The sequence below is a fragment of the Flavobacterium arundinis genome, from assembly GCF_038289855.1.
Lineage (GTDB): Bacteria > Bacteroidota > Bacteroidia > Flavobacteriales > Flavobacteriaceae > Flavobacterium > Flavobacterium arundinis.
Genome location: NZ_JBBYHR010000001.1, coordinates 638,169 through 659,771, shown reverse-complemented (window position 1 = coordinate 659,771; position 21,603 = coordinate 638,169). Strand labels below are relative to the sequence as shown.

At 44.4% G+C, this 21,603-nt stretch carries 16 protein-coding genes and 1 riboswitch; of the genes, 9 read left to right on the top strand and 7 right to left on the bottom strand.

Going from position 1 to position 21,603, the window contains the following annotated elements; genetic code table 11:
* Positions 1-18 precede the first annotated feature (18 nt).
* From AAEO56_RS02945 to AAEO56_RS02935, 3 genes are all read left to right on the top strand, one after another.
* Positions 19-6,630, top strand: coding sequence for a T9SS type B sorting domain-containing protein (locus AAEO56_RS02945; protein ID WP_341695526.1), 6,612 nt, complete (start codon positions 19-21; stop codon positions 6,628-6,630).
* Between the two features lie 109 nt (positions 6,631-6,739).
* Positions 6,740-6,945: riboswitch (cobalamin riboswitch) on the top strand.
* A 30-nt stretch (positions 6,946-6,975) separates the two neighbouring features.
* Complete coding sequence (locus tag AAEO56_RS02940) at positions 6,976-8,805, top strand: TonB-dependent receptor plug domain-containing protein (RefSeq protein WP_341695525.1); 1,830 nt, start codon at positions 6,976-6,978, stop codon at positions 8,803-8,805.
* Positions 8,806-8,810: 5 nt separating this feature from the next.
* Positions 8,811-9,878 carry a YncE family protein gene (locus AAEO56_RS02935; RefSeq protein WP_341695524.1) on the top strand — a complete coding sequence of 356 codons (1,068 nt, stop codon included), beginning with the start codon at positions 8,811-8,813 and terminating at the stop codon, positions 9,876-9,878.
* 56 nt (positions 9,879-9,934) lie between these two features.
* On the opposite strand, the gene AAEO56_RS02930 is transcribed toward AAEO56_RS02935, so the two are convergent.
* Together AAEO56_RS02930 and AAEO56_RS02925 are read right to left on the bottom strand one after the other, a co-directional pair.
* The gene (locus tag AAEO56_RS02930; protein ID WP_341695523.1) at positions 9,935-10,378 is read right to left on the bottom strand and encodes a hypothetical protein; all 444 of its coding nucleotides are present in this window, start codon (positions 10,376-10,378) and stop codon (positions 9,935-9,937) included.
* The gene (locus AAEO56_RS02925) at positions 10,378-11,823 is read right to left on the bottom strand and encodes a S41 family peptidase (protein ID WP_341695522.1); all 1,446 of its coding nucleotides are present in this window, start codon (positions 11,821-11,823) and stop codon (positions 10,378-10,380) included. Before AAEO56_RS02925 ends, AAEO56_RS02930 begins: the two co-directional genes overlap by 1 nt.
* Before the next feature lie 110 nt (positions 11,824-11,933).
* On the opposite strand from AAEO56_RS02925, the gene AAEO56_RS02920 reads away from it, so the two are divergent.
* The 5 genes from AAEO56_RS02920 to AAEO56_RS02900 are packed head-to-tail and all read left to right on the top strand — an operon-like array spanning position 11,934 to position 14,476.
* The gene (locus tag AAEO56_RS02920; RefSeq protein WP_341695521.1) at positions 11,934-12,449 is read left to right on the top strand and encodes an RNA polymerase sigma factor; all 516 of its coding nucleotides are present in this window, start codon (positions 11,934-11,936) and stop codon (positions 12,447-12,449) included.
* Positions 12,430-12,870, top strand: a complete 441-nt coding sequence (locus tag AAEO56_RS02915; protein WP_341695520.1) for a hypothetical protein — start codon at positions 12,430-12,432, stop codon at positions 12,868-12,870. Before AAEO56_RS02920 ends, AAEO56_RS02915 begins: the two co-directional genes overlap by 20 nt.
* A 4-nt stretch (positions 12,871-12,874) precedes the next feature.
* Complete coding sequence (locus tag AAEO56_RS02910; RefSeq protein WP_341695519.1) at positions 12,875-13,348, top strand: DUF4252 domain-containing protein; 474 nt, start codon at positions 12,875-12,877, stop codon at positions 13,346-13,348.
* A gap of 49 nt (positions 13,349-13,397) precedes the next feature.
* Positions 13,398-13,928 (top strand): DUF4252 domain-containing protein, encoded by a 531-nt coding sequence (locus AAEO56_RS02905; protein WP_341695518.1) that lies wholly within the window; start codon positions 13,398-13,400, stop codon positions 13,926-13,928.
* 5 nt (positions 13,929-13,933) lie between these two features.
* On the top strand, positions 13,934-14,476 hold the full coding sequence (locus tag AAEO56_RS02900; protein WP_341695517.1) for a DUF4252 domain-containing protein: 543 nt from the start codon (positions 13,934-13,936) through the stop codon (positions 14,474-14,476).
* A 57-nt stretch (positions 14,477-14,533) separates the two neighbouring features.
* On the opposite strand, the gene AAEO56_RS02895 is transcribed toward AAEO56_RS02900, so the two are convergent.
* The 5 genes from AAEO56_RS02895 to AAEO56_RS02875 are packed head-to-tail and all read right to left on the bottom strand — an operon-like array spanning position 14,534 to position 19,069.
* Positions 14,534-15,298, bottom strand: a complete 765-nt coding sequence (locus AAEO56_RS02895; RefSeq protein WP_341695516.1) for a hypothetical protein — start codon at positions 15,296-15,298, stop codon at positions 14,534-14,536.
* 60 nt (positions 15,299-15,358) lie between these two features.
* A complete protein-coding gene (locus AAEO56_RS02890; RefSeq protein ID WP_341695515.1) occupies positions 15,359-15,814 on the bottom strand; it encodes a sterol desaturase family protein in 456 nt (151 codons plus the stop codon).
* Between the two features lie 3 nt (positions 15,815-15,817).
* On the bottom strand, positions 15,818-16,657 hold the full coding sequence (locus tag AAEO56_RS02885) for a phytoene/squalene synthase family protein (protein ID WP_341695514.1): 840 nt from the start codon (positions 16,655-16,657) through the stop codon (positions 15,818-15,820).
* Entirely contained in the window at positions 16,654-18,150 is a 1,497-nt protein-coding gene (locus AAEO56_RS02880; protein WP_341695513.1) for a phytoene desaturase family protein, read from the bottom strand. Before AAEO56_RS02880 ends, AAEO56_RS02885 begins: the two co-directional genes overlap by 4 nt.
* Before the next feature lie 16 nt (positions 18,151-18,166).
* Complete coding sequence (locus tag AAEO56_RS02875; protein WP_341695512.1) at positions 18,167-19,069, bottom strand: MerR family transcriptional regulator; 903 nt, start codon at positions 19,067-19,069, stop codon at positions 18,167-18,169.
* A gap of 359 nt (positions 19,070-19,428) precedes the next feature.
* On the opposite strand from AAEO56_RS02875, the gene typA reads away from it, so the two are divergent.
* Positions 19,429-21,225, top strand: a complete 1,797-nt coding sequence (gene typA / locus AAEO56_RS02870; protein ID WP_341695511.1) for a translational GTPase TypA — start codon at positions 19,429-19,431, stop codon at positions 21,223-21,225.
* The last annotated feature ends 378 nt before the right edge of the window (positions 21,226-21,603 follow it).

Here is a 21,603-nt window from a genome sequence, read left to right as displayed (position 1 = left end):
TAATAAAGAAAAAGAAGAATGAAAAAAATTATCTATCTGGGACTTTTCCTGTTGTTATCTGTTAGCCTTAGTGCGCAAATAGTTGCCAACGGAAATTCAGGTTCGGCTGTAACGGCATATACTAATGGCGCACCAAATGACCCCATTTATATTTGGTGTAGCGAAGGGCTTGGCACTACCGCCGGAAGCCTTACCGCGACCTCTCCTTCGGGTGCAGGGCCATTTACTTTCAAATGGTTTTACCATAACCAGACCAATTCATCATGGGCGCCCCTGACTACGCAGACAGGGACAAGTTCAACAATCTCTAACCTTGCCAGTGATGGTTACCGCGTGCAGGTATACAGCGCTGCGAATACCCTCATCGCCTGTTATAATGCGTGGGTTTGGAATATGAATGCGCAAATGACTGCTGCCTCGCAGCCATCAGGTTGTGATACGTCTAACCTGCTGGGAAGCCTGCAGATAAACGGTTCTTTTACGTACTATAATCCACCGCCTCCGGAAGCGATCATTACACCACTTACACAAATAAGCGTAACATTCAATGCTACGCATACCTATGTTTCCGACCTTGCATTTTACCTTGTGGCTCCAAACGGGGTTACAATAGCCCTGATGCCTAACCCGGGTGTTACAGGCAATCCGGGAGGTGGTATATGTAACAGTTCCGATAATGTTATCAACTTTACGCTCAATAATACATCGACCAATTATATCGATGTTTGTACGCCGGATGTTCCCCTTAGCGGAACCTGGGGTGGCTATATGGCCGGCAGCCCTCTTGTGCCTACACCTATTAACTGGGCTCCGCTTTATGGTATTAATGCTGCTCAGGGTGGATGGGCCGTACAGATATATGACTGTATCGGCGCAGATGTGGGTGCGTTAACCAATGCAACTATTACTTTTAATAACCTGGACGCTACATGTAATGCTACATCTTCTATTACGTATGCTTCGGGCAATATTAACTCTGTTATTAACGACAACTCGTGTTCGGCTGCTTCGGCATCTATTTTCTCGGTACCGGTTTCGCCTGCATTGAGTACTCCAATAACTGTAAATGCCTCCAGCAACTTTATTTGGACAGCTACCGCTGGTGGTATTGCAAACCCTGCATCTTTGAATACTACGGCTGGTGGGCTTCCCGTTGGCACCACTATTTTTACGCTTACAGCAAATGTTTCCTATCAGTCAACTGTATGTACATATACAAAATCTGCCTCTTTTACCCGCGACCCTATAATATTAGGAGAGCCTAATGATCTTATTGTATGTGCTGTGGGTCAGCCACCTTACACTTTCGACCTTACAGAGAACAATGATGAGATACTTAATGGGTTGGATCCTGTGGTTAATGAGGTAACTTTCTATCATACAGCATTTGATGCTGACAATGGTTTTAATGCTATCCTTGCATCAGATGCTACATCTTATGAGACGGATGGTACAGAGGAAGAAATTTGGGTTAGGGTAACCAATTACTTCAGTGACTGTCATGAGATCACATCATTCATAATAAGGGCTGATCCGGCTCCGGAGGCGAATTCTCCTGCCGACCAGCAAATGTGTGACAATGATAATAACGGTTCAGAGATTTTTGACCTTACATCGCTGGATGGCGATGCACTCGCAGGGCAGGATCCCAACGAATTTGTTGTAAGCTATCATACTACATTGAGCGGTGCTACAGACAATACTGCACTTGTGACCAATCCTACCGCAGTTCCTGTTACCAACGGCCAGACGGTCTATATTCGGGTAACTAATGTGGATAGTGAAGATTGTTATGCAACTTCTTCGGTTAACTTTATAGTTACTCCTAAGCCTGTTGTAGTAGTTCCTGCTGATGCGTACGCATGCAGCGATGAGGGGTATACGCTTCCTCCGCTTACTGTGGGTAACTATTTTACAGGTACAAACGGTACAGGTACACAACTTGCTCCGGGAACGGTGCTGACTACTTCGCAAACCGTTTATGTATATGCACAGTCCAATACAACACCAAATAACTGTACCGACCAGGGAAGTTTTACGGTTACGATAAATCCGCTTCCTGTGGTAGACGAGCCTGTATGGGTTGAAGCCTGCGAAAGTTTCTTCCTTGACCCGCTTAGTACACCGGGCCAGCATTATTATACCGGCCAGGGAGGTACAGGTACACAATATAATGAAGGGGATGAGATTACTGATAACATTACACTATATATATACGAGCAAACAGGAAGTGCCGCTACAGTACTTTGCAGCGATGAATATGAGTTCCGTGTAAAAATTGATAAAAGGCCTGTACTGGTGCCTGCTACCGAGATCAAAGAATGTGACGATAATTTTGATGGGGTTGCTGTGTTTAACTTAACACCGGCAGGTACAGAAGTTGTAAATGGTGCTAGCGGTGTTGTAGTGTCTTACCACACCAGCGCATTCAATGCACAATATAACCTTGAGCCTATCCAGCAGCCTGATACCTACCAGGCTTCTACATCTACGGTTTATATCAGGGCTATCAAAGCGACCAGCACTACAGACTGCTACGCTGTAGAGCCACTACAGCTTACGGTATTGCCAAAACCTGCGGTTTCACCAATAAGTGATTATGTGCTGTGTGATGACAATAACTCGCCAGACGGTGTGGAATTCTTCGACCTGACTACAAAGGCGGCCGAAGTGACCAATAATCCCGATGTTACTATAACCTATTACCCAACCCAGTTGGATGCTATCAACGAGACAGCTGAAATAACCGATGCTGCAAATTACCAAAGTGGTACTGCAACAGTATGGGTAAGGCTTGAAAGCAGTTTAGGATGTTTCAATACAACTTCGTTTGAGCTTGTGGTGAACCCGCTTCCGGTTGTAGATACTAATATGGAACCTCTGTATGCTTGTGAAGAGCAGCCTGGTGAGGGACTTTTCGACCTGTCTCAAATTGAAACTTTAGTTACTATGGGTGCATCTGGCTATTCAGTTGCGTACTATGCTACACTGAATGACGCACAGAACCCAACACCGGATAACTATCTTCCATCAACATACCTTTCGCCTAATACTACTATTTATGTAAGGGTTGAAAATGTAATTACAGAATGTGTTGTTATCACGACTGCCAGCCTTGAAGTGCTTCCTGCACCGATAGCGCCTAACGTTGCCCCATTGGAAGAGTGTGACTTCAATAATGATGATGTAACGGCATTTAATATGGATCCTGTCCTTCAGGGTATTATGGATGCTATGGGCGGTGCGGTGACGCTTACTGTTCACGAAACAATTGAAGATGCGCAGTTTGGAACAAATGCGATACAGAATACATCTAATTATACGAATGTATTTGCACTTACTACAAGTGGCGTTCAAACCGTATATATAGTAGTAAAAAGCGCATTTACCGACTGTTTTGACATCGTGCCGTTGCAATTGATCGTACATCCTGTACCTGAGGCTGTTGAGCCGGAGCCGTATGTACTTTGCGATAACGGGACAAATGATACTGATGGTATAGCTATATTCGACCTTACAACTAAGGAAGCAGAGATATTAGGCCCAATGGACCCTGCACAATTCAGCATTGCATTCTATACAAATGCGGCTAGTGCTGCAAATGGTACAGGTGTAGACCGTATTAATACGCCTGCAAGCTGGCCAAGCGCTACAGCTTCAGTATGGGCACGGGTAAGCAATAACGCTACTGGCTGTTATGACGTAATGGAACTTGAGCTTATCGTGAACCCGCTTCCGGTTGCTAATAATCCTGTGCCATATACGCTTTGTGACAATGACACCCCGGGCAATGAAATTGAAGTATTTGATCTTACCACTAAAATAGATGAGATCATTACTGTTGCCGGTGTACCACAACAAGGTATCAATACCTCTTTCTACCACACGTATGACGATGCGGTAGCAGGTATAAATGCGATAAGTAATCCTGAAGCCTATACCAACAATGGTGCTGTTGAGACTATTTTTGTAAAAGTGGAACTTGAAGCAACCGGCTGCTACAGGATAGTGCTTCTTGACGTGAGGGTAGAGCCGCTTCCGGTACTGGTTCCTCCGACTGCCGAAGAACTTACTGTTTGTGATACGACCGGACTTGGTATTGGCGAATTCGACCTTAATGCCTTAGTGGTTGATATGGTAAATGGCGCTCCAAACCTTCAGGTAACATTCCACCATACACAACAGGATGCCATCAACAATGTGAATGCTATACCGAATACAACTAACTATCATAATGTTAATCCATTTGTAGAGATGCTGTATGTAAGGGTAGAGAACCTGGTAACAGGCTGTACAAGCAACACTCCTTATGTGATTACACTTACAGTGTCGCCTGCGCCAATCGCTCCGGAAGACCTTGAAGACCTTGTATTATGCGACGACCAGGATAACAACGGCCAGGATGGAAGGGCTTATTTTGACCTTACGCAGCAGGATACAATTATCCATACTGCTATGGGTACAAACCCTTCAACGCTAACGATACATTACTTTACCAGCGAAGCCAACGCTCAGAATGGTGCGCCAAGGATCACTAATGCATCGAATTATTATGGTACCAACGGCCAGACGATCTGGGTAAGGGTTGAGACACCGGGCACTGAATGTTTCAGTATTACAAGTTTCGATCTGGAACTTAATGAGCCACTGCTCCTTACTACCCCGACAATGCTGGTTTTATGTAATGAAGACCTGCCAAATGACGGTATAACGCTATTTGACCTTACCGTGAAAAACGATGAGATACTGGGTATCTACGGAATAGGCCAGGGCAATACAATTACCTATTTTGAACAAAATCCTAGGACTGTTACAGGGGCAACTCCTATATCAAATCCTGAGGCTTATCAAAACAGTGAGCCTGGCGTTCCGCCTCTCATCAACCCAAGGACACTTTATGTAATGGTTACTACACCGGAAGGATGTAAAAGCTATACAACGCTGACGATAAAAGTGCTGCCGCTGCCACAACCGGATTTAAATCCTGATCCGCTTGTACTGTGCGACGTGAACGGTTCGCCTGACGGAGAAGAGATATTTGACCTTACCGATGCTGAAAGCGACATAAGGGATAACGACTTCAACATGGTATTAACCTACTATGAAACCGAAGAAGATGCTAACAACAGGACAAACCAGATAACCAACATTACTGCTTATAACAGCGGCAATGCAACCATCTGGGTAAGGGCTGAAGCTAATACGCAGGATTCAACAAACCCTGTATGTTTCCGGGTAGTATCGTTTGAACTTATCGTGAATCCGCTACCTGCACTTGGTGTAGCAGGTGTGATTGCGCCTTATGCAATATGTGAGCAGAATACAGATGGTATCGCTACATTCGACTTCAATACCCATATGGACGAGATCCTTGGGGCTGGCGCCGATCCTGCAGATTATACCGTTACCTTCTACCGCGATGCAGCTGCGCAGGGACTTGGTACTGCAATGCCATACATCTATACCAACACAAGTTCTCCTAACGTGCAGAACATACTTGTAGAGGTGAAGCGTAATGATACAGAATGTACTATAACAGCGCCGCTTACACTATTGGTGGAAGAAGCTGCAATAGCCAATCCGGTAACAGAAACGTTCTTTGAATGTGACTACGATGGTACTAACGACGGCGTGTTTACGTTCGATCTTACACGTGCAGATGACGATGCCCTTGGCACCCAGAACCCTGCTAATTATAGTGTAACATACTATACCACACCTGAGGATGCTGAAGCAGGAACAAACGCTATAGCAAACCCTACGGCGTACCAAAATACACCGGATTACCAAATGATTTGGGTAAGGGTAACCAATGAGTCAACCGTAAGCGGATGCCACGAGGTGACTACTTTAGAGCTCTTTGTTGAGCGCATACCTGAGCCAAGCCTTGCCGGTGGAACTATATGTGTGAATTTTGATACACAGGAAGTGCTTCGTCCTCATCCGATGGACAGCGGCCTTGATGCTACGCATACCTTTGTATGGTACCATGATGGCGTTGTGATACCGGATGCTACCGGACCAACGTATACAGCAACCGCTGCGGGTGAATATACTGTTGTAGCTACAAGCGCAACAGGGTGTGTATCTGACCCGATTGCTCCGGTAACAGTACTGCGCAGTGGCCCTGCAAGCCCTATAGGGATTGGTTATGTGGTGAGCAACGCATTTAGCGATGAGCAAATCATTACCGTACTGGCTCAGGGTTATGGTGAATACCAGTACCAGCTTGATAACGGTCCTTGGCAGAACTCTAACGTGTTTACCAATGTGTATGCCGGGCCGCACGAGATTCATGTACGTGATATTTCAACAGATGATCCATGTGATGAGTTCAATATGTTACTTGAAGATGTAAGTGTTATTGATTACCCTAACTTCTTTACGCCAAATGGTGACGGTTACCATGATTACTGGAATATCATCGGTATGAAGAATTTTGATAACGTACAGATCTATATCTTTGACCGCTATGGTAAATTAATGAAACAGATATCTCCGGCAGGATTAGGATGGGACGGTACCTTTAACGGTTACCCTGTACTTGCCGATGACTACTGGTTCACGGTTACCTACACAGAAGGAGACGTAACGAAAGAATTCAAGGCTCACTTCGCACTTAAGCGATAATAGGCCAACTTAAATAACAAAAGGGCATCCATAAACGGATGCCCTTTTTGCATTTTCTTTAAAGGCATATTTTTATCGTGTGGGTAAATTTTATTTACATATAAATACTATATTTGCCCCGACTTAAGGTTGCGGCGCATTTTCGGCGTGCCGCATTAAAAGGGAACCGGGTTGAAATCCCGGGCTGTTCCCGCAACTGTAAGCTTATCCCGATTTATTGGGGGGCTGTTGTTAACTACAAGCCACTGTCCGCAAGGACGGGAAGGTAAACAACAGTACGCAAGCCAGGAGACCTGCCTTAGGTGTAACTAATATCGGACCTTCGGGAAGAAAGGTTCAGGGATTATGACACTTAAAAGATGCGTCTTACCGTTTATGCTGTTGCTGTGCCATGTTATTTTGGCGCAGGGCAATGCTGTTGTGCAGTTGAAGGAAGTCATTATTTCCGACACACAGCTGCACGATTTCTCGGCAACGCAATCCACCCAAAAGCTTACCGACTCCGTTATTCGCAGGAATGCAGTTTCTCTCACGTCTTTGCTGCAATACAATACGGTAATTTATTTTAAGGAAAACGGCTTGGGTATGGTTTCATCGCCATCTTTCCGTGGCACTTCTGCATCACAGACCGCCGTAATTTGGAACGGTATCAATATCAATTCGCAGCTAAACGGGCAAACCGATTTCAATACACTTAATGCGAGGGATTTTAACTCAGTCACCGTAAGGGCAGGCGGGGGAAGCGTTATTTATGGCAGCAGTGCTATTGGAGGGAGTGTACACCTGGACAGCGAACTGGAATTTGATAACAGGTTTACAAATGAATTGCGCTTTGACTATGGGAGCTTCAATACAGTCGGGGCGAATTACAACCTGAAAGCTTCCACGGAAAAATTCAGTACAGGTGTAAGCATCAGCAGGAACAGTTCTGATAACGATTACAGTTATCCGGGATGGAATAGTAAGAATGAAAACGGGCAATATCATAATACCAGTATTAACGCTGCCTTCGCCTATAAAATCAATGACAGAAACCTGTTGAAGCTCTATAGCTATGCCTATGATGGAAGCAGGCATTTTTCCCGCACGCTGGCCGCACCGTCCCGAAGCATGTATGATGATACCAACACAAGGAACCTGCTGGAATGGGATGGCTTTTACAACCGCTTTACCTCCAAAGTAAAGGTGGCTTACCTCGAGGAAAAGTACAAGTACTTTGAGAATTTCGAGAATGACAATTATACATTCGGGAATGTAAAAACCTTTATTGGCAAGTACGACCTTACCTATGATGTATCGGACAAGATAAAGCTCAATACAATCATTGATTATACCCAAAACAACGGCGAGGGTTCGGATATCCTTTCGAAAAAGAGGGATATTTCTTCAGGGAGCCTTTTGATGAAGCACCAGGTTACACAAAAAATACAATACGAATTGGGTATCCGTAAAGAGATTACCAATGCGTATGAAAGCCCGTTGCTGTTTTCGGCGGGAACTAACATTGCCCTGGCGAGCTTTTACAATGTAAAACTGAACGCCTCCCGTAACTTCAGGATACCCACATTCAACGACCTTTACTGGCAGGGTAGCGGCAATCCCAACCTCAGGCCCGAAAGTTCCTACCAGGCTGAACTGGGCAATATTTTCCGGTTCAATGACTTCACGTTTACACTTACCGGCTATTATATAAAACTGACCGATATGCTGCGCTGGCTGCCTTCTACGGGCGGTATCTGGAGGCCGGAAAACGTTGGTAAGGTTAACAACTACGGTTTGGAATCTGTTATCAGCTGGAAAAAGAAAGCAGGGGCAGGCCAGCTGGAACTTACCGGTACGTATGCCTACACCATTTCCCGCGAAGACGGCAAAGGCGAGCAGCTCATCTATGTGCCTTTACATAAGGCTACAGCATCGCTTGCTTATGGCTATAAAGGCTTTTCGGCTTACTACCGCCACCTGTTTAACGGGGAAGTATTTACCAGTTCCGATAACGCATACAAGCTTGATGCCTTCAATGTCTCGGGTGTTGGCGCCGAATATACTTTCAAAGTGTTTTTGGGACTGTCCGTAGGAACGCAGGTAAATAACCTTTGGAACGAAGAATACCAAAATGTAGCCGTGCGCCCTATGCCCGGACGAAACTATAACATGTACCTTAATTTTAAATTCTAATACAAATGAAACTAAACAAACTACTTCTTACAGCGCTTGCAGGATCACTTTTTTTCGTGTCCTGTAGCGATGACGATTCCGTCAATGCACCATCCGGCGCTTATGACAATGGCGTTCTTATCCTGAACCAGGGCGGTTTTGGCCACGGCGATGCTTCGGTGTCTTTCCTCTCGAATGATTTTGTATTGGAAAACAACATTTTTGCAAGTGTGAATCCCGGGAATATTCTTGGCGATACCGGGCAGGACATCGGCTTTAACGGAGACCTGGCTTATATTGTAATGAATTTCTCGAACAAAATAGAGATCGTTAACCGCTACACATTTGCGCATGTGGCTACTATTACCGGCGACCTTGATAATCCAAGGTATATCGCTTTCCATAACGGAAAAGGTTTTGTGACCAACTGGGGCGATGCTACCGACACTACTGATGACTTTGTAGCTGTGGTAGACCTTTCTAATAACACTATCACATCGGAAATCGGTGTTGCTGAAGGGCCGGAAAGGATCATTGAGGAAAATGGTAAGCTGTATGTTACCCACAAAGGAGGGTATGGCTACGGCAATACCGTTACGGTTATTAATGCATCAACTAATGCGGTTGTTACCAGCATAGCAGTTGGTGATGTGCCGAATACGATGGAAGAGGAAAACGGCAAACTTTATGTGTTATGTGAAGGCAAGCCTTCATGGGCAGGTGCAGAGACAGCAGGCAGCCTGAAGGTAATCAACCTTAGCAATAACACAGTTGCCAGCACACTTAATTTAAGTGCGGGAAGCCACCCTTCGAACCTTGTTATCGAGAATAACAAAATTTACTACACCGTAGATTCCAATATTTTCGCTATACCGGTAAATGCTACTGCTTTGCCAACAGAACCTTTATTCACTACTGAAGAGCAGGGAGTATACGGTGTTTACAGCTTTGCTGTTAAAGGCGGGCACATTTATGTAGGCGATGCAATGGATTACAATTCGAATGGGAAAGTGTACACTTATTCGCTAACCGGCGCATTGGAAAACACCTTCACTGTAGGTGTAATACCTGCAGGTTTTTACTTTAACGAGTAATCGATTAAGATCAATCATCAATCAAAACGAAAGGCTTCCGTTGCGGAAGCCTTTTGTCATTTATTTAAGTTTGGAAAAGGATTATCTTCTGTAGCTTTTCTCCAGATACTATTATCAGACAGTTCCAGCCGTTGGGCAAGATCAAAGTTTCCCATTCCCTGTATTATATTTTCAGCAGATACTACATTGCCTTCATCATCTATTATTTCGCCATCTGTTTCCCTTGACAGAAAGTAAGCGATCCTGTTTACGATTTCTTTTGTTTGTGATGTTACTTTAAAAACCAATGGTTCGTCATTAATTTTCCAGATATCGAAACATAACGCTTCATTTTCCCTTGAACACATGTAGAGTTCTGTCCAGCTTTTGCTTGTAACCTGAAAACTATCCCCTTCGGAGTCATAGTTATACATATCATCTCCAAAAAAGTACGTTGCAAATACCCTGAAGTCTGGCCGGAGTGCATTTATGTTTACGCTCAGGCTAAAAGTATCCCGCATTATTGTACGATTTTTACCAAATCCAGAGAACCTTCCGGCATCTTATCAACATACATCTCAGTACCGAAGCGCTGCATGTTTTTCGAATCCCTAAATTTCTTATGTTTTTTAGCGGGAGATAGGCCATGTCGGCCGTTGCCTGTTATATCGCCTATGGCCGCAGCAAACAACGGTTCGTTGGGGTCGCCCAGCACACCCATGTTGCCGAAGTCTTCCTGTAGCTCAATCTCAGGAGTAATACCGGCGCTGTAATCGCCAAACCCGTCAGCATTGATCGTTTTAAGCACAATTGGCTGCATGGCATAGCGGTGGCTTCCATCGCGGTTATCTTTAGAGAAATCCGGTGAGTCGTATAGTGTTACCGACCCAACATTTTTTCCCGTGGTGGTATCGCCAATAACAACAACGTCGATATAAGGCTTAAGGCAGTTGATCACCAATTCACTTGCCGATGCCGTTGACTGTGTGGTAAGTATATACACTTTAGACATATTCAGGCTGTTGATGGACTGCCCTCCCGATAGCTGGTTGGTAAAATGATTCTCCAGGGCTTCAGGATTATTACCTTCATAGTAGGCCTGCAGCTTTGCATTCCATTGCTGTTTGGCAAAAAGCTGTCCGTTATACTGCCCGGTTATCATACTGCCCAAGTAGGTGGCTGTCCTTACCGAGCCGCCTGAATTATAGCGAAGGTCCAGCACCAGGTCGGTAACATTCTGCGAAGCCAGCTGTGCAAATGCAGCATTCAGGTCGGCATCATAATTACTGAAGAAGCCATTGTACATAAAATAGCCTATCCTGTGGCTGCCCTGCTGTACCACCTGTACAGTATTTACAGGATTTTCTGCATACTGCGTTTTGGTCAGGCTAACTGTTGTCCCGTTTGGCGTTATAGTGCCATCATTATAGGTGGCAAGGTTAAGGGTGTAACTGTCGGCGCCAAGCAGGCTTTGGTAATTAGAAACCGTCAGCGGCGTATCGTTTACCGCATAAAAAATATCGCCCCTTTGAATGTCTTTCGTGGAAGCATCAGAGTCGGGCATGATGTACCTCACATAACCGAAAATAGCCGTTTGGGTATCATCCGTATATACAAGGCCAAATTCCACCCCATTGCTTTTCACCACGCCCTGCAATGCATTTTCAAGCACATTAAAGTCGGGTACGATCACGCTCCAACGGTCTACAACGCCTCGTTGGTACAGCAGGCTTTCAAAAAGGTCCTCGGGTCTGGAAAACGTTTCAAGGTAAGAATTAAGCTCGCCCTGGTTGGCAAAGCGGCTATCAGAGAGATCGGGTACATCGGCCTGCCATAAGTAATACAGGTTAAGGCCTTTCCATATAAAGTCGTTTACAGGTACAGCATTGTCGTCCATGTCTTCACAGGCCTGGAAGGCAAAGGCGCCAACCAGCAGCGAAGCCAGTAATAATCTCATCTTTTTCATTATAGCGATTTTTAGTAGAACGTAAATTTAAATATTTTTGATATAGCTTGTAACAAAAATTATCCCAATTCGTCTTCCTTTTATAAACCGATAACAAACCACCATCAGTAATGAATCAATCAGAGTTCATAAAAGTGATCTCTCCCTTTAAAGACCGGGTATTCCGGTTGGCAAAGCGGCTCCTTGTGAGTAATGAGGAAGCGGAAGACGCTACGCAGGAGGTACTGGTGAAGCTGTGGAACAATAAAGGGAAGCTGGAAAGCTACTCGAGCGTTGAAGCACTGGCCATGACCATGACAAAGAATTACTGCCTGGACCAGCTTAAGTCTAAAAGGGCAACCGAAATGCGGATAGTGCACAGTAACTATACCGACAGGCAGGCAGGGTTGCAGCAGCAGGCAGAGGACAGGGACAGTTGGGAATGGGCAGAGAAGATCATGGGGAAACTGCCCGAACAGCAAAAGCTGATCATGCAGATGCGGGATATCGAGCAATATGAATTTGAAGAAATAGCCAAAATAATGGACATGAACGAGACCGCCGTAAGGGTGGCACTGTCAAGGGCGAGGAAAACGATGCGGGAGGAACTTTTAAAAACACACAGCTATGGAATTACGAACAATTGAAAAACTACTGGATAAATATTTTGATGCAGAGACCAGTACTGCCGAAGAGAGAGAGCTTAAGATCTACTTCTCTTCACCGGATGTGGCGCCACACCTGGAGCAGTACAGGCCAATGTTCGGGTATTTTGCCCAGGCCGGCACACAGCAATTTGAAAAACAGATACCGTTAAAGACCAAAAGGCGTTACACCGGATGGATATCGGTGGCAGCGAGTGTTGTGGTGATGCTGGGCATGTTTACCTTTTTGAACCGCGAGCAGCCTTCGCAGGCAGAACTTGGCACCTATGACGACCCGGAAATAGCCTTCAGGGAAACGCAGAAAGCGCTGAACATGCTTTCCAAAAATGTAAATGTGGGGGTTGAGAGCGTGAATTATATTGGAGAGTACGAAAAATCAAGAAAAACAATATTTAAAGAATAGAAAAATGAAAAAATTCATAATTACAGCAGTATTGGCAGCGATGCCTTTTATAACCTTTGCACAGACTAAAGCATTTGATAAATTCCAGGATGTGGATGGTATAGAATCGGTAACGGTTAATAAAGAAATGTTCCGGATGATGAAAGACGTAAAAGTTTCGGGCAACGACAAAGCCCAGAAATACCTGGATATGGCCGAAAATATAGAAGGGCTGAAAGTGTTTTCTACCAAAGAGCAAAAACATAAGGACGACATGAAGAAAGCGGTAACCGAATATGTAAAGAAAAACCCGCTTACCGAACTGATGAGCGTTACTAAAGACGGTGCCAAAATAAAAATTTATGTAACCCAAGGGAAAGAAGAGTCGATCATAAAAGAAGGGCTTGTATTTATCGAAAACGCTAAAGATAACGATATGGTGCTGGTTTCTTTTACGGGCACGCTTGACCTGAAAGATATTGAAGCGTTTAAGCAGTAAATTAGCGCACACCCAAAAACACCAAAAACAAAAATTAAAAACCAGAACAATGAAAAATTTAATAATAGCTGTGGTACTTGCCCTGATGCCTGTACTGATGCACGCACAGATAACTGCCTTCGACAAATTTGAAGACAAGACAGGTATTGAAAGCGTGGTGGTGAACAAAAAAATGTTCCAGCTGATGTCTGAAGTCAAGGCTACAGGGAAGGATAAAGCAGACTATCAGCAATATATCGACCTGATCAAAAAATTGGACTACCTGAAAGTATTCAGGACTACCAATGCAAAATACGGCGCCGATATGAAAGCAACAGTCGATACCTACCTTAAGAAAAGCCCGATGGATGAACTGATGCGTATGAGCGAGGGCGGAAGGAACATCAAGATCTATGTGAAATCGGGTGCAAAGGCTTCCCAGGTGCGCGAACTCCTGATGTTTATGGATGGTGGTAAGCAGGAAACAGTGATCATGTCGCTTACCGGTAATTTTGACATTAGCCAGATATCGCTTCTTACCGATAAACTGAGCCTTCCCGGAGGTATGGAATTGAAAAAAGCATCTAAAACAAAAAAATAAGATTCATGAAAAGCAGCCTGTATCTATTCGGCATTATGCTGTTGGCAATTGCCTCCTGTTCGCAGGAACCGTCACTACAGAAGTACTATGTTGAGAAAAGCGAAACTCCGGGTTTTATAACCCTGGATATTGCACCTACGTTTATAAAGACAAACGAAATCAAGCTTACCCCCGAGGAAAAAGCAGCGGTGGAATCGCTCCACAAGTTCAACGTGCTTATGTATAAGAAGGACAGCCTTGATGTTAGCAACAAGAAATATGACCAGGAACTGGAAAAAGTAAGAGGCCTTGTGAAAGGGGAGTATGAAGAGCTCATAAAGATCAATAATGGCGAAAGCGGCGCTTCTGTAAGTACCAAAGGAGACGATGAGCATATAGAAGAGTTTGTGGTTTTTGTACGCAATCAGGATACCGGGTTTGGCGTGGTGCGCGTGCTGGGAGATAACATGACTCCTAATAATGTGCTTACGATTGTCGGTCTGCTGCAAAAAGCTCCTATGGATATGGAGCAGTTTAAGCCCTTAGAGGACTTGATGAAAAAGAAATAGGTTTGTTAAGGTTAGTAACAAGATCCCCCGGAAGTGAAGGCTTTCGGGGGATTTTTATTAATTCGGAAACTCATATATCTTGGTACTGTCCAGCGCAACCCATCCCTGTTCGCGCTCCACATATTTGATATCGAATTTCTCTGAATCGACTGTTTTGTATTTACCGTTGCGGCGTTCTTTAAGGTGCTCCATAGTATAGTGCATGGTAACGGTATCATTTTTTATTTCCATATCGGATGTAAGGAGGCAGGCTATTTCGCGCCCAACACACCAACCTGTATACAGATAACTGCATATACTATTGCTTTGGGGTGCAAATCCTTTAAAAAGGTGAATGTTAGAAGAACAATGCGCTGAGCCGGTGCCACATGATAGTATCCCGAAATAATTATTGCCATATCTTTCGATCCCTTCGTATGGCTTATCCCAACAGCATTGGTACATACCGGACCAGTACGGTTCGCTGCGTAACACAATACCATCCCGGGTTGTTTCCATGAGAAGATAAACCCTTCTGTCCGGATGGGTAACTTCAGGAAGAAAAGCAAGATAATTGCCATTATCTATTTTATAGTATTTCCCCAAAGTATCCGAAAATTTATAATTACTGGCTTGCAAATCGAGGGTATCCCTTCCTTCCTGTTCGTAACCAAGGTCATACTTTGCCTGTGCCAGCAGCCTGAGAGCCTCGCCTTTTTTGATGTAACCGGAGTCAGCCCTAAATTCAGTATAAACTGTTTTTGCTTTAGGAAAATTTATTTTTGGAGTGTTGAAACTAAACAGTACTACCAGGAAAAGTATCCCGGTAACGATGGTTTTCATGGTGGATTATTTTGGAATAAATCTAATCAAAAATCCATCTGAAAAATCAAGTGGTAAAAATTATTTCTTCCAGTATTTAACAGGAAACAGCAGCATTCCAAAACACTCGCCATGCTCTTTATCCAAATGTTTATGGTGCATCTTGTGCGCGCGGCGCACAGCCTTCCCGTAGCGGCTTGTTGCGTTGCGAAACATTTTGAACCGCTGGTGAATGAAGATATCATGCACCATAAAATAGGCAAGGCCGTATGCGAATATGCCTAACCCAATGGCGAGGCCTATTTGAAGGATGTCATACTGCCATAGCAAAAAGAAACCGATGCTTATCACAGCGTAAAAAATGAAAAAAGTATCATTCCGCTCAAACCAGGAGTCATGGTCTTTGCGGTGGTGGTCTTTATGAAGCGACCATAAAAAGCCATGCATAACATATTTGTGCGTGAACCACGCCATAAACTCCATCATGAAAAAGGTAAGAAAAAAGACTAAAATATTAATCCACAGTATAGCAGTCATAATTTAAAGGAAATTAAGTTGGTAGCTCACATAGCAACGCGCTAATAGTCCTACTTTCTGGTAATTGGGTACCCGTATGCGCGTATTTTTGATTTCGAGCGGCGGCGTGTTTTTTAATTTTTTCAACAGTTTTTTGTAGTAGGCATAGGCAGTGTATACACCGAATTTTGCTTCGGTGGGCAATTGCAGTATGCCTTTGTAGCCTTCATGCAGGTCGGCCTCTATCTCTTCAACAATGGCGCGCTTGGTCTCGTCATTCATTTCGCTGAGGTTCAGCGTCGGGAAGTAGTTGCGTTCCAGCCCTTCCATATCCGCCTTGAGGTCACGCAGGAAATTTACCTTTTGGAATGCCGAACCAAGCCGCATTGCGGGCTGCCTGAGGGTTTCATAGCGTTCGTTGTCATTATTTACAAACACCTTCAGGCACATCAGTCCCACCACGTCGGCACTTCCGTAAATATACTGGTTGTATTCGGCAAAGGTATGGTACTCTTTTTTCACAAGGTCCTGCTTCATGCTTAACATAAAAGCGTCGATAAGGCTTTTATCGATGCCATATTTATAAACGGTATGCTGGAAAGCATTAAGCACGGGATTGAGGCTTATCTTCTCGTTGAGTGCGTTTTCAAGGTCGCTCTCAAAGCGGGCAAAAAGCTGCTCTTTATCATAATCATGAAAAGAGTCCACGATCTCGTCGGCCAGCCTTACAAAGCCGTATATGTTATAAATATCCCTGCGGATGCTGGGCGACAGCATTTTTACAGCAAGTGAAAATGAGGTGCTGTACGCCTGTGTTATGTTCCTGCTGCAATTGTAGGATATAGTGTCAAAAATCGATTTCATAGGCTTGGTATTTCAGTTGTTTTATTGTCTTTAAAGCTATGTTTGGCTACCAGCCCGGCCACCAGTTTCCCGGAGATCAGGGCAGGGGGTACGCCCGGACCGGGTACTGTGAGCTGCCCGGTAAAATAGAGGTTCTTTACCTTGCTGCTTTTCAGCTTCGGTCGTAAAAAAGCGGTTTGGAACAAGGTGTTGGCCAGCCCGTAAGCATTCCCTTTGTAGGAATTGTATTCCTTTACAAAATCGTTCACGCAAAAAGACTCCTTAACCATGATATGGCGCTTCACTTCCTGCTGTGTCAGTTTTTCAAAGCGGGTTATGATCTTTTCAAAATAGCGGTCCCGTAACTCGGTAGTGTCCTCAAGCCCCGGTGCAAGCGGTATCAGGAAGATACCTGCCTCGCATCCTTCGGGTGCCGCATCATTATCGGTCTTCGATGGAAAACTTGCATAAAACAACGGTTCCTCCGGCCATTTAGGGATGTCGTATATATCCTTTGCGTGAATGTCAAAATCGGTATCGAAAAACAACGTGTGGTGCTCTGTATTCGTAATCTTTTTATCAAAGCCTACATAAAACAATAACGACGATGGTGCAAACGTCCGCTTCTCCCAGTATTTCTCAGAGTAGCCGCGGTATTCCTCATCCAGTAATGTTTCCGAATGGTGGTAATCGGCCCCGGTCACGATCACATCAGCCTCTACAGTGCTTCCATTGACAACCAAATGTGTTGCCCTGCCGTCTTTTACCCCTATTTTTTCAATATTCGAATTGGTTTTTATGGTAACTCCAAGTTCTTTAGCCAGGGTTTCCATAGCCAGGATCACGTTATACATGCCGCCTTTGGGGTGCCAGGTGCCAAGGCCAAAGTCGGCATAGTTCATAAAGCTGTAGAACGATGGCGTATCGCTGGGTTTTGCACCCAGGAACAGCACAGGGAATTCCAGCACCTGTACCAGTTTTTTATTTTTAAAGCGCTTCCGGATATCCTTGGAGATATTGCCAAAGAACTGTCCCATTTTCATCATTGTCTGCGGGGTAACCAGCTCTATTGGCGATTCTCCGGGCCGGTACACGAGGTCCTTGATGGCGATGTCGTAGTTGCTTTTGGCTTCATCTATAAATTCCCTCAGTTCTGCGCCACTGCCTTTTTCGATGGTTTCGAAAGTAGCAATGATCTCGTCAAGGTTATTGGCAATGGTAATGAATTCTCTTTCTCCAAAATAAACGCTGTATGCGGGCGAAAGCTTTATCAGTTCGTAATAATCAGACGGTTTTTTGTTGAAGTCGGCAAAAAAGCGCTCAAAGACATCGGGCATCCAATACCATGTAGGGCCGATGTCGAAAGTGAAGCCATCCTTTTTAAGCTGCCTTGCGCGCCCGCCTATGGTGGCGTTCTTTTCGTAAACGGTAACGTTATGCCCCTGTTGTGCCAGGTAGCAGGCTGCTGCAAGGGACGAAAACCCGGAACCGATTATTTTTATGGACTTTTTCATTTTTGCCTTTGTGTTTTTAGCTAATTGTTTCTGCAAAATCTTTTATGGACGCGTATATGGTAATATTGCTTCCCAGGTTTTTAGGGTGGATGAACTGTGTATTTCGGCCAAACAGCAATAGTTTGGTTGCGTCATCATTAAGAATTTGCTGGTTCAGGCCTTCGATATAATCGTTTACAGCCTTCATTTCCGGAGCAACGGTAATATACGATATAAACGTGATATTATTGAAATAGTTTTTCAGGTTTCTGATATTTTCAGCCGGTAGGCTCTCGCCAAGGTAAATAACGTTATAGCCTTTTAGCAGGAACTCATAATTCAGGAACATAAGCCCAAGCTCGTGTATCTCGCCTTCGGGGAGGTAGAGCACATAAGTGCGTCCATCGTTGTTTTCCTTTACCGCAAGCCTTTCGGTTTCAGAAGCCACCTTTTGCTTGATGAGATAGCTTATAAAGTGCTCGTGGGCAGGGGTTATTGTTTCGGTCTGCCAAAGTGTGCCTATTTCCTCAAGCAGCGGGATAAAGTATTCGTGAAAAATTTGCCGGAACGATTTTTCCTTTAATAAGGAGTCATAGGTAGACAAAAAGAGCTGCCGGTCAAAGTTCATCATGGCCAGCTTAAAGTTATTTATAACATGGTTGGCCAGGCTTTTTTTAGAAAGCACCTCTTTTACAAGCTGCGGTATTTTATCATCAGGAATTTTTGCAAGGTTGGATATTTTATAGCCGAAAGAGTTTAACGTGCTGATGTTTAGTATTTTTTGAAGGTTGGCCACATCATAGTAACGGATGTTCGTATCGGTTCGCAATGGCTCAAGTATATTGTACCGCTTTTCCCATATCCGGATAGTATGCGCCTTGATCCCTGATAAATTCTCAAGATCTTTTATGGTAAAAACATTTTTTATATTGTTCATCATTTTCGGTAAAACGTTAAACAAAGTTACTAATTTTTTGGCTGTGTTTCAGGTTAAATAGAAGTTAAAATCAAAATTTTGTTATTTATAATGGTTATAGCTATTGCGCTGGTTTACTTAAACATTTTTACATGTTTTGCACTCAGGGCTACTACTCCGGTATTGCGAAAATCGGTGTTTTGTAACGAATGGTCTCAGGCTGCATACGGCTGACTGTTGGTTGTTTGTATGTGTTTGGTGTTAATTTTTAGTTCAGAAATCGTTACATTTTCTTTCGTGTAAAAACTTTATGCTAACCCTCTCATAACTAAAGTTTTTTTTGTCAAAATAATGTGTACCTTTGCACCTTCAAAAAAAGACAGATGGAAGCCATTAGAAATATTGCTATTATTGCCCACGTCGATCACGGTAAGACCACCCTGGTTGATAAAATCATGTACTATTGCCAGTTATTCCGTGATAACGAGAACACAGGCGACCTGATCCTTGACAACAACGACCTTGAGCGGGAAAGGGGTATTACCATTACTTCAAAGAACGTTTCGGTTGTATATAAAGGAACCAAGATCAACATTATCGATACCCCGGGTCACGCCGACTTTGGTGGTGAGGTAGAGCGTGTACTTAATATGGCCGACGGTGTTTGCCTCTTGGTAGATGCTTTTGAAGGCCCGATGCCGCAAACGCGTTTCGTACTTCAAAAAGCGCTTGACCTTGGACTTAAGCCATGTGTTGTTATCAATAAAGTGGATAAAGAAAACTGTACTCCGGAAGAGGTGCACGAAAAAGTTTTCGACCTGATGTTCGAACTTGGCGCAACCGAAGAGCAATTGGACTTCCCGACTGTTTACGGTTCTGCAAAACATAACTGGATGTCTGATGATTTCAGGCGCCCTACCGACACTATCGAGCCGTTGCTGGATATGGTTATTAAAAATGTACCGGCACCAAAGGTGTCTGAAGGTACGCCACAGATGCTTATCACATCGCTTGACTTCTCTGCTTTTACAGGACGTATCGCTATCGGTCGTCTGGAAAGAGGCGTTTTAAGGGAAGGCATGCCTATCGCCCTTGTAAAAAGGGACGGTACCATAACAAAATCGAGAATTAAGGAATTACACACTTTCGAAGGCCTTGGCCGTAAAAAAGTACAGGAAGTAATTGCCGGAGATATATGTGCTATTATTGGTGTGGAAGGTTTTGAGATCGGGGATACCATCGCCGATTTTGAAAATCCGGAAGCATTACAAACGATCGCTATCGACGAACCTACCATGAGTATGTTGTTCACGATCAACGATTCGCCATTCTTTGGTAAAGAAGGTAAATTCGTTACCTCGCGCCACATCCGTGATCGTTTAACCAAAGAGCTGGAAAAAAACCTTGCGATGAAACTTGGTGAAACGGATTCTGCTGATAAATTCATGGTTTTTGGCCGTGGTGTACTTCATTTGTCGGTGCTTATCGAAACGATGAGGAGGGAAGGCTACGAGCTTCAGATCGGGCAGCCGCAGGTTATCATAAAAGAGATTGACGGCGTAAAATCGGAGCCGATTGAAGAGCTGACGATCGACCTACCGGAAAATCTTTCTGGCCGTGCTGTTGAATTCGTTTCTATCCGTAAGGGCGAAATGCTTTCAATGGAAGGAAAAGGAGAGCGTATGATCGTGAAGTTCAATATCCCGTCAAGGGGTATCATCGGGCTTAGGAACCAGTTGCTTACAGCTACTGCAGGTGAGGCCATTATGTCGCACCGTTTCATCGGGTACGAACCGTATAAAGGGGAGATACCGGGCCGTAACAATGGTTCACTGATTTCTATGGAGAACGGCAAAGCTATTCCGTATTCTATCGATAAATTACAGGACCGCGGTAAATTCTTCGTTAACGCTAACGACGAGATCTACGAAGGCCAGGTAATCGGTGAGAACAGCCGTAGCGACGATATGACGGTGAACGTAACCAAAATGAAAAAACAATCGAACGTACGTTCGTCAGGAAATGATGAAAAAGCGAGGATCATCCCGCCGATCATTTTCTCTCTTGAGGAAGCGTTAGAGTACATCCAGAAAGATGAGTATGTTGAGGTTACACCGAAAAGCATCCGTATCCGTAAGATCTACCTTACCGAAACCGACAGGAAGCGTTTTAAATTCTAATACCCGGTAGAGACGTAGCATGCTACGTCTGTACAACATTATACAAACAGCCGTACTTTTTTAAGTGCGGCTGTTTTTTTTTCCTCACCCCAGCCCTCTCCCAAGGAGAGGGAGCCGGGATGTGCCGACAGTGCGTGACTATGAGGGTTGTTTATTCAGGCTCATCCGGCAGGAGTGTAGCTGTCATCGTAAACGGAAGACCGGCGCGCGGCATTCTTAGTAGGGTAGGAGTGTAGTTATTCCCCCTTCGGGGGTTAGGTGGCTTGTATCCCTCCGTTATACTACGGGAATGCCGCTGCGGTCGGGGCTAGGGGGAGAGGTGGGTTTGTGGTTGGGTTGTTGGTGTCGGCACGAGCAAGAAGCTCGCGCTGGTGGAGA

What these genes read in the sequence shown, in the direction of transcription:
- AAEO56_RS02940 (WP_341695525.1), top strand. Translation starts at nt 6,976, where the DNA reads ATGACACTTAAAAGATGCGTCTTACCGTTTATGCTGTTGCTGTGCCAT.
- typA (WP_341695511.1), top strand. Translation starts at nt 19,429, where the DNA reads ATGGAAGCCATTAGAAATATTGCTATTATTGCCCACGTCGATCACGGT.
- AAEO56_RS02930 (WP_341695523.1), bottom strand. Translation starts at nt 10,378, where the DNA reads ATGCGGGATACTTTTAGCCTGAGCGTAAACATAAATGCACTCCGGCCA.
- AAEO56_RS02935 (WP_341695524.1), top strand. Translation starts at nt 8,811, where the DNA reads ATGAAACTAAACAAACTACTTCTTACAGCGCTTGCAGGATCACTTTTT.
- AAEO56_RS02875 (WP_341695512.1), bottom strand. Translation starts at nt 19,069, where the DNA reads ATGATGAACAATATAAAAAATGTTTTTACCATAAAAGATCTTGAGAAT.
- AAEO56_RS02910 (WP_341695519.1), top strand. Translation starts at nt 12,875, where the DNA reads ATGAAAAAATTCATAATTACAGCAGTATTGGCAGCGATGCCTTTTATA.
- AAEO56_RS02885 (WP_341695514.1), bottom strand. Translation starts at nt 16,657, where the DNA reads ATGAAATCGATTTTTGACACTATATCCTACAATTGCAGCAGGAACATA.
- AAEO56_RS02915 (WP_341695520.1), top strand. Translation starts at nt 12,430, where the DNA reads ATGGAATTACGAACAATTGAAAAACTACTGGATAAATATTTTGATGCA.
- AAEO56_RS02905 (WP_341695518.1), top strand. Translation starts at nt 13,398, where the DNA reads ATGAAAAATTTAATAATAGCTGTGGTACTTGCCCTGATGCCTGTACTG.
- AAEO56_RS02900 (WP_341695517.1), top strand. Translation starts at nt 13,934, where the DNA reads ATGAAAAGCAGCCTGTATCTATTCGGCATTATGCTGTTGGCAATTGCC.
- AAEO56_RS02890 (WP_341695515.1), bottom strand. Translation starts at nt 15,814, where the DNA reads ATGACTGCTATACTGTGGATTAATATTTTAGTCTTTTTTCTTACCTTT.
- AAEO56_RS02920 (WP_341695521.1), top strand. Translation starts at nt 11,934, where the DNA reads ATGAATCAATCAGAGTTCATAAAAGTGATCTCTCCCTTTAAAGACCGG.
- AAEO56_RS02925 (WP_341695522.1), bottom strand. Translation starts at nt 11,823, where the DNA reads ATGAAAAAGATGAGATTATTACTGGCTTCGCTGCTGGTTGGCGCCTTT.
- AAEO56_RS02895 (WP_341695516.1), bottom strand. Translation starts at nt 15,298, where the DNA reads ATGAAAACCATCGTTACCGGGATACTTTTCCTGGTAGTACTGTTTAGT.
- AAEO56_RS02880 (WP_341695513.1), bottom strand. Translation starts at nt 18,150, where the DNA reads ATGAAAAAGTCCATAAAAATAATCGGTTCCGGGTTTTCGTCCCTTGCA.
- AAEO56_RS02945 (WP_341695526.1), top strand. Translation starts at nt 19, where the DNA reads ATGAAAAAAATTATCTATCTGGGACTTTTCCTGTTGTTATCTGTTAGC.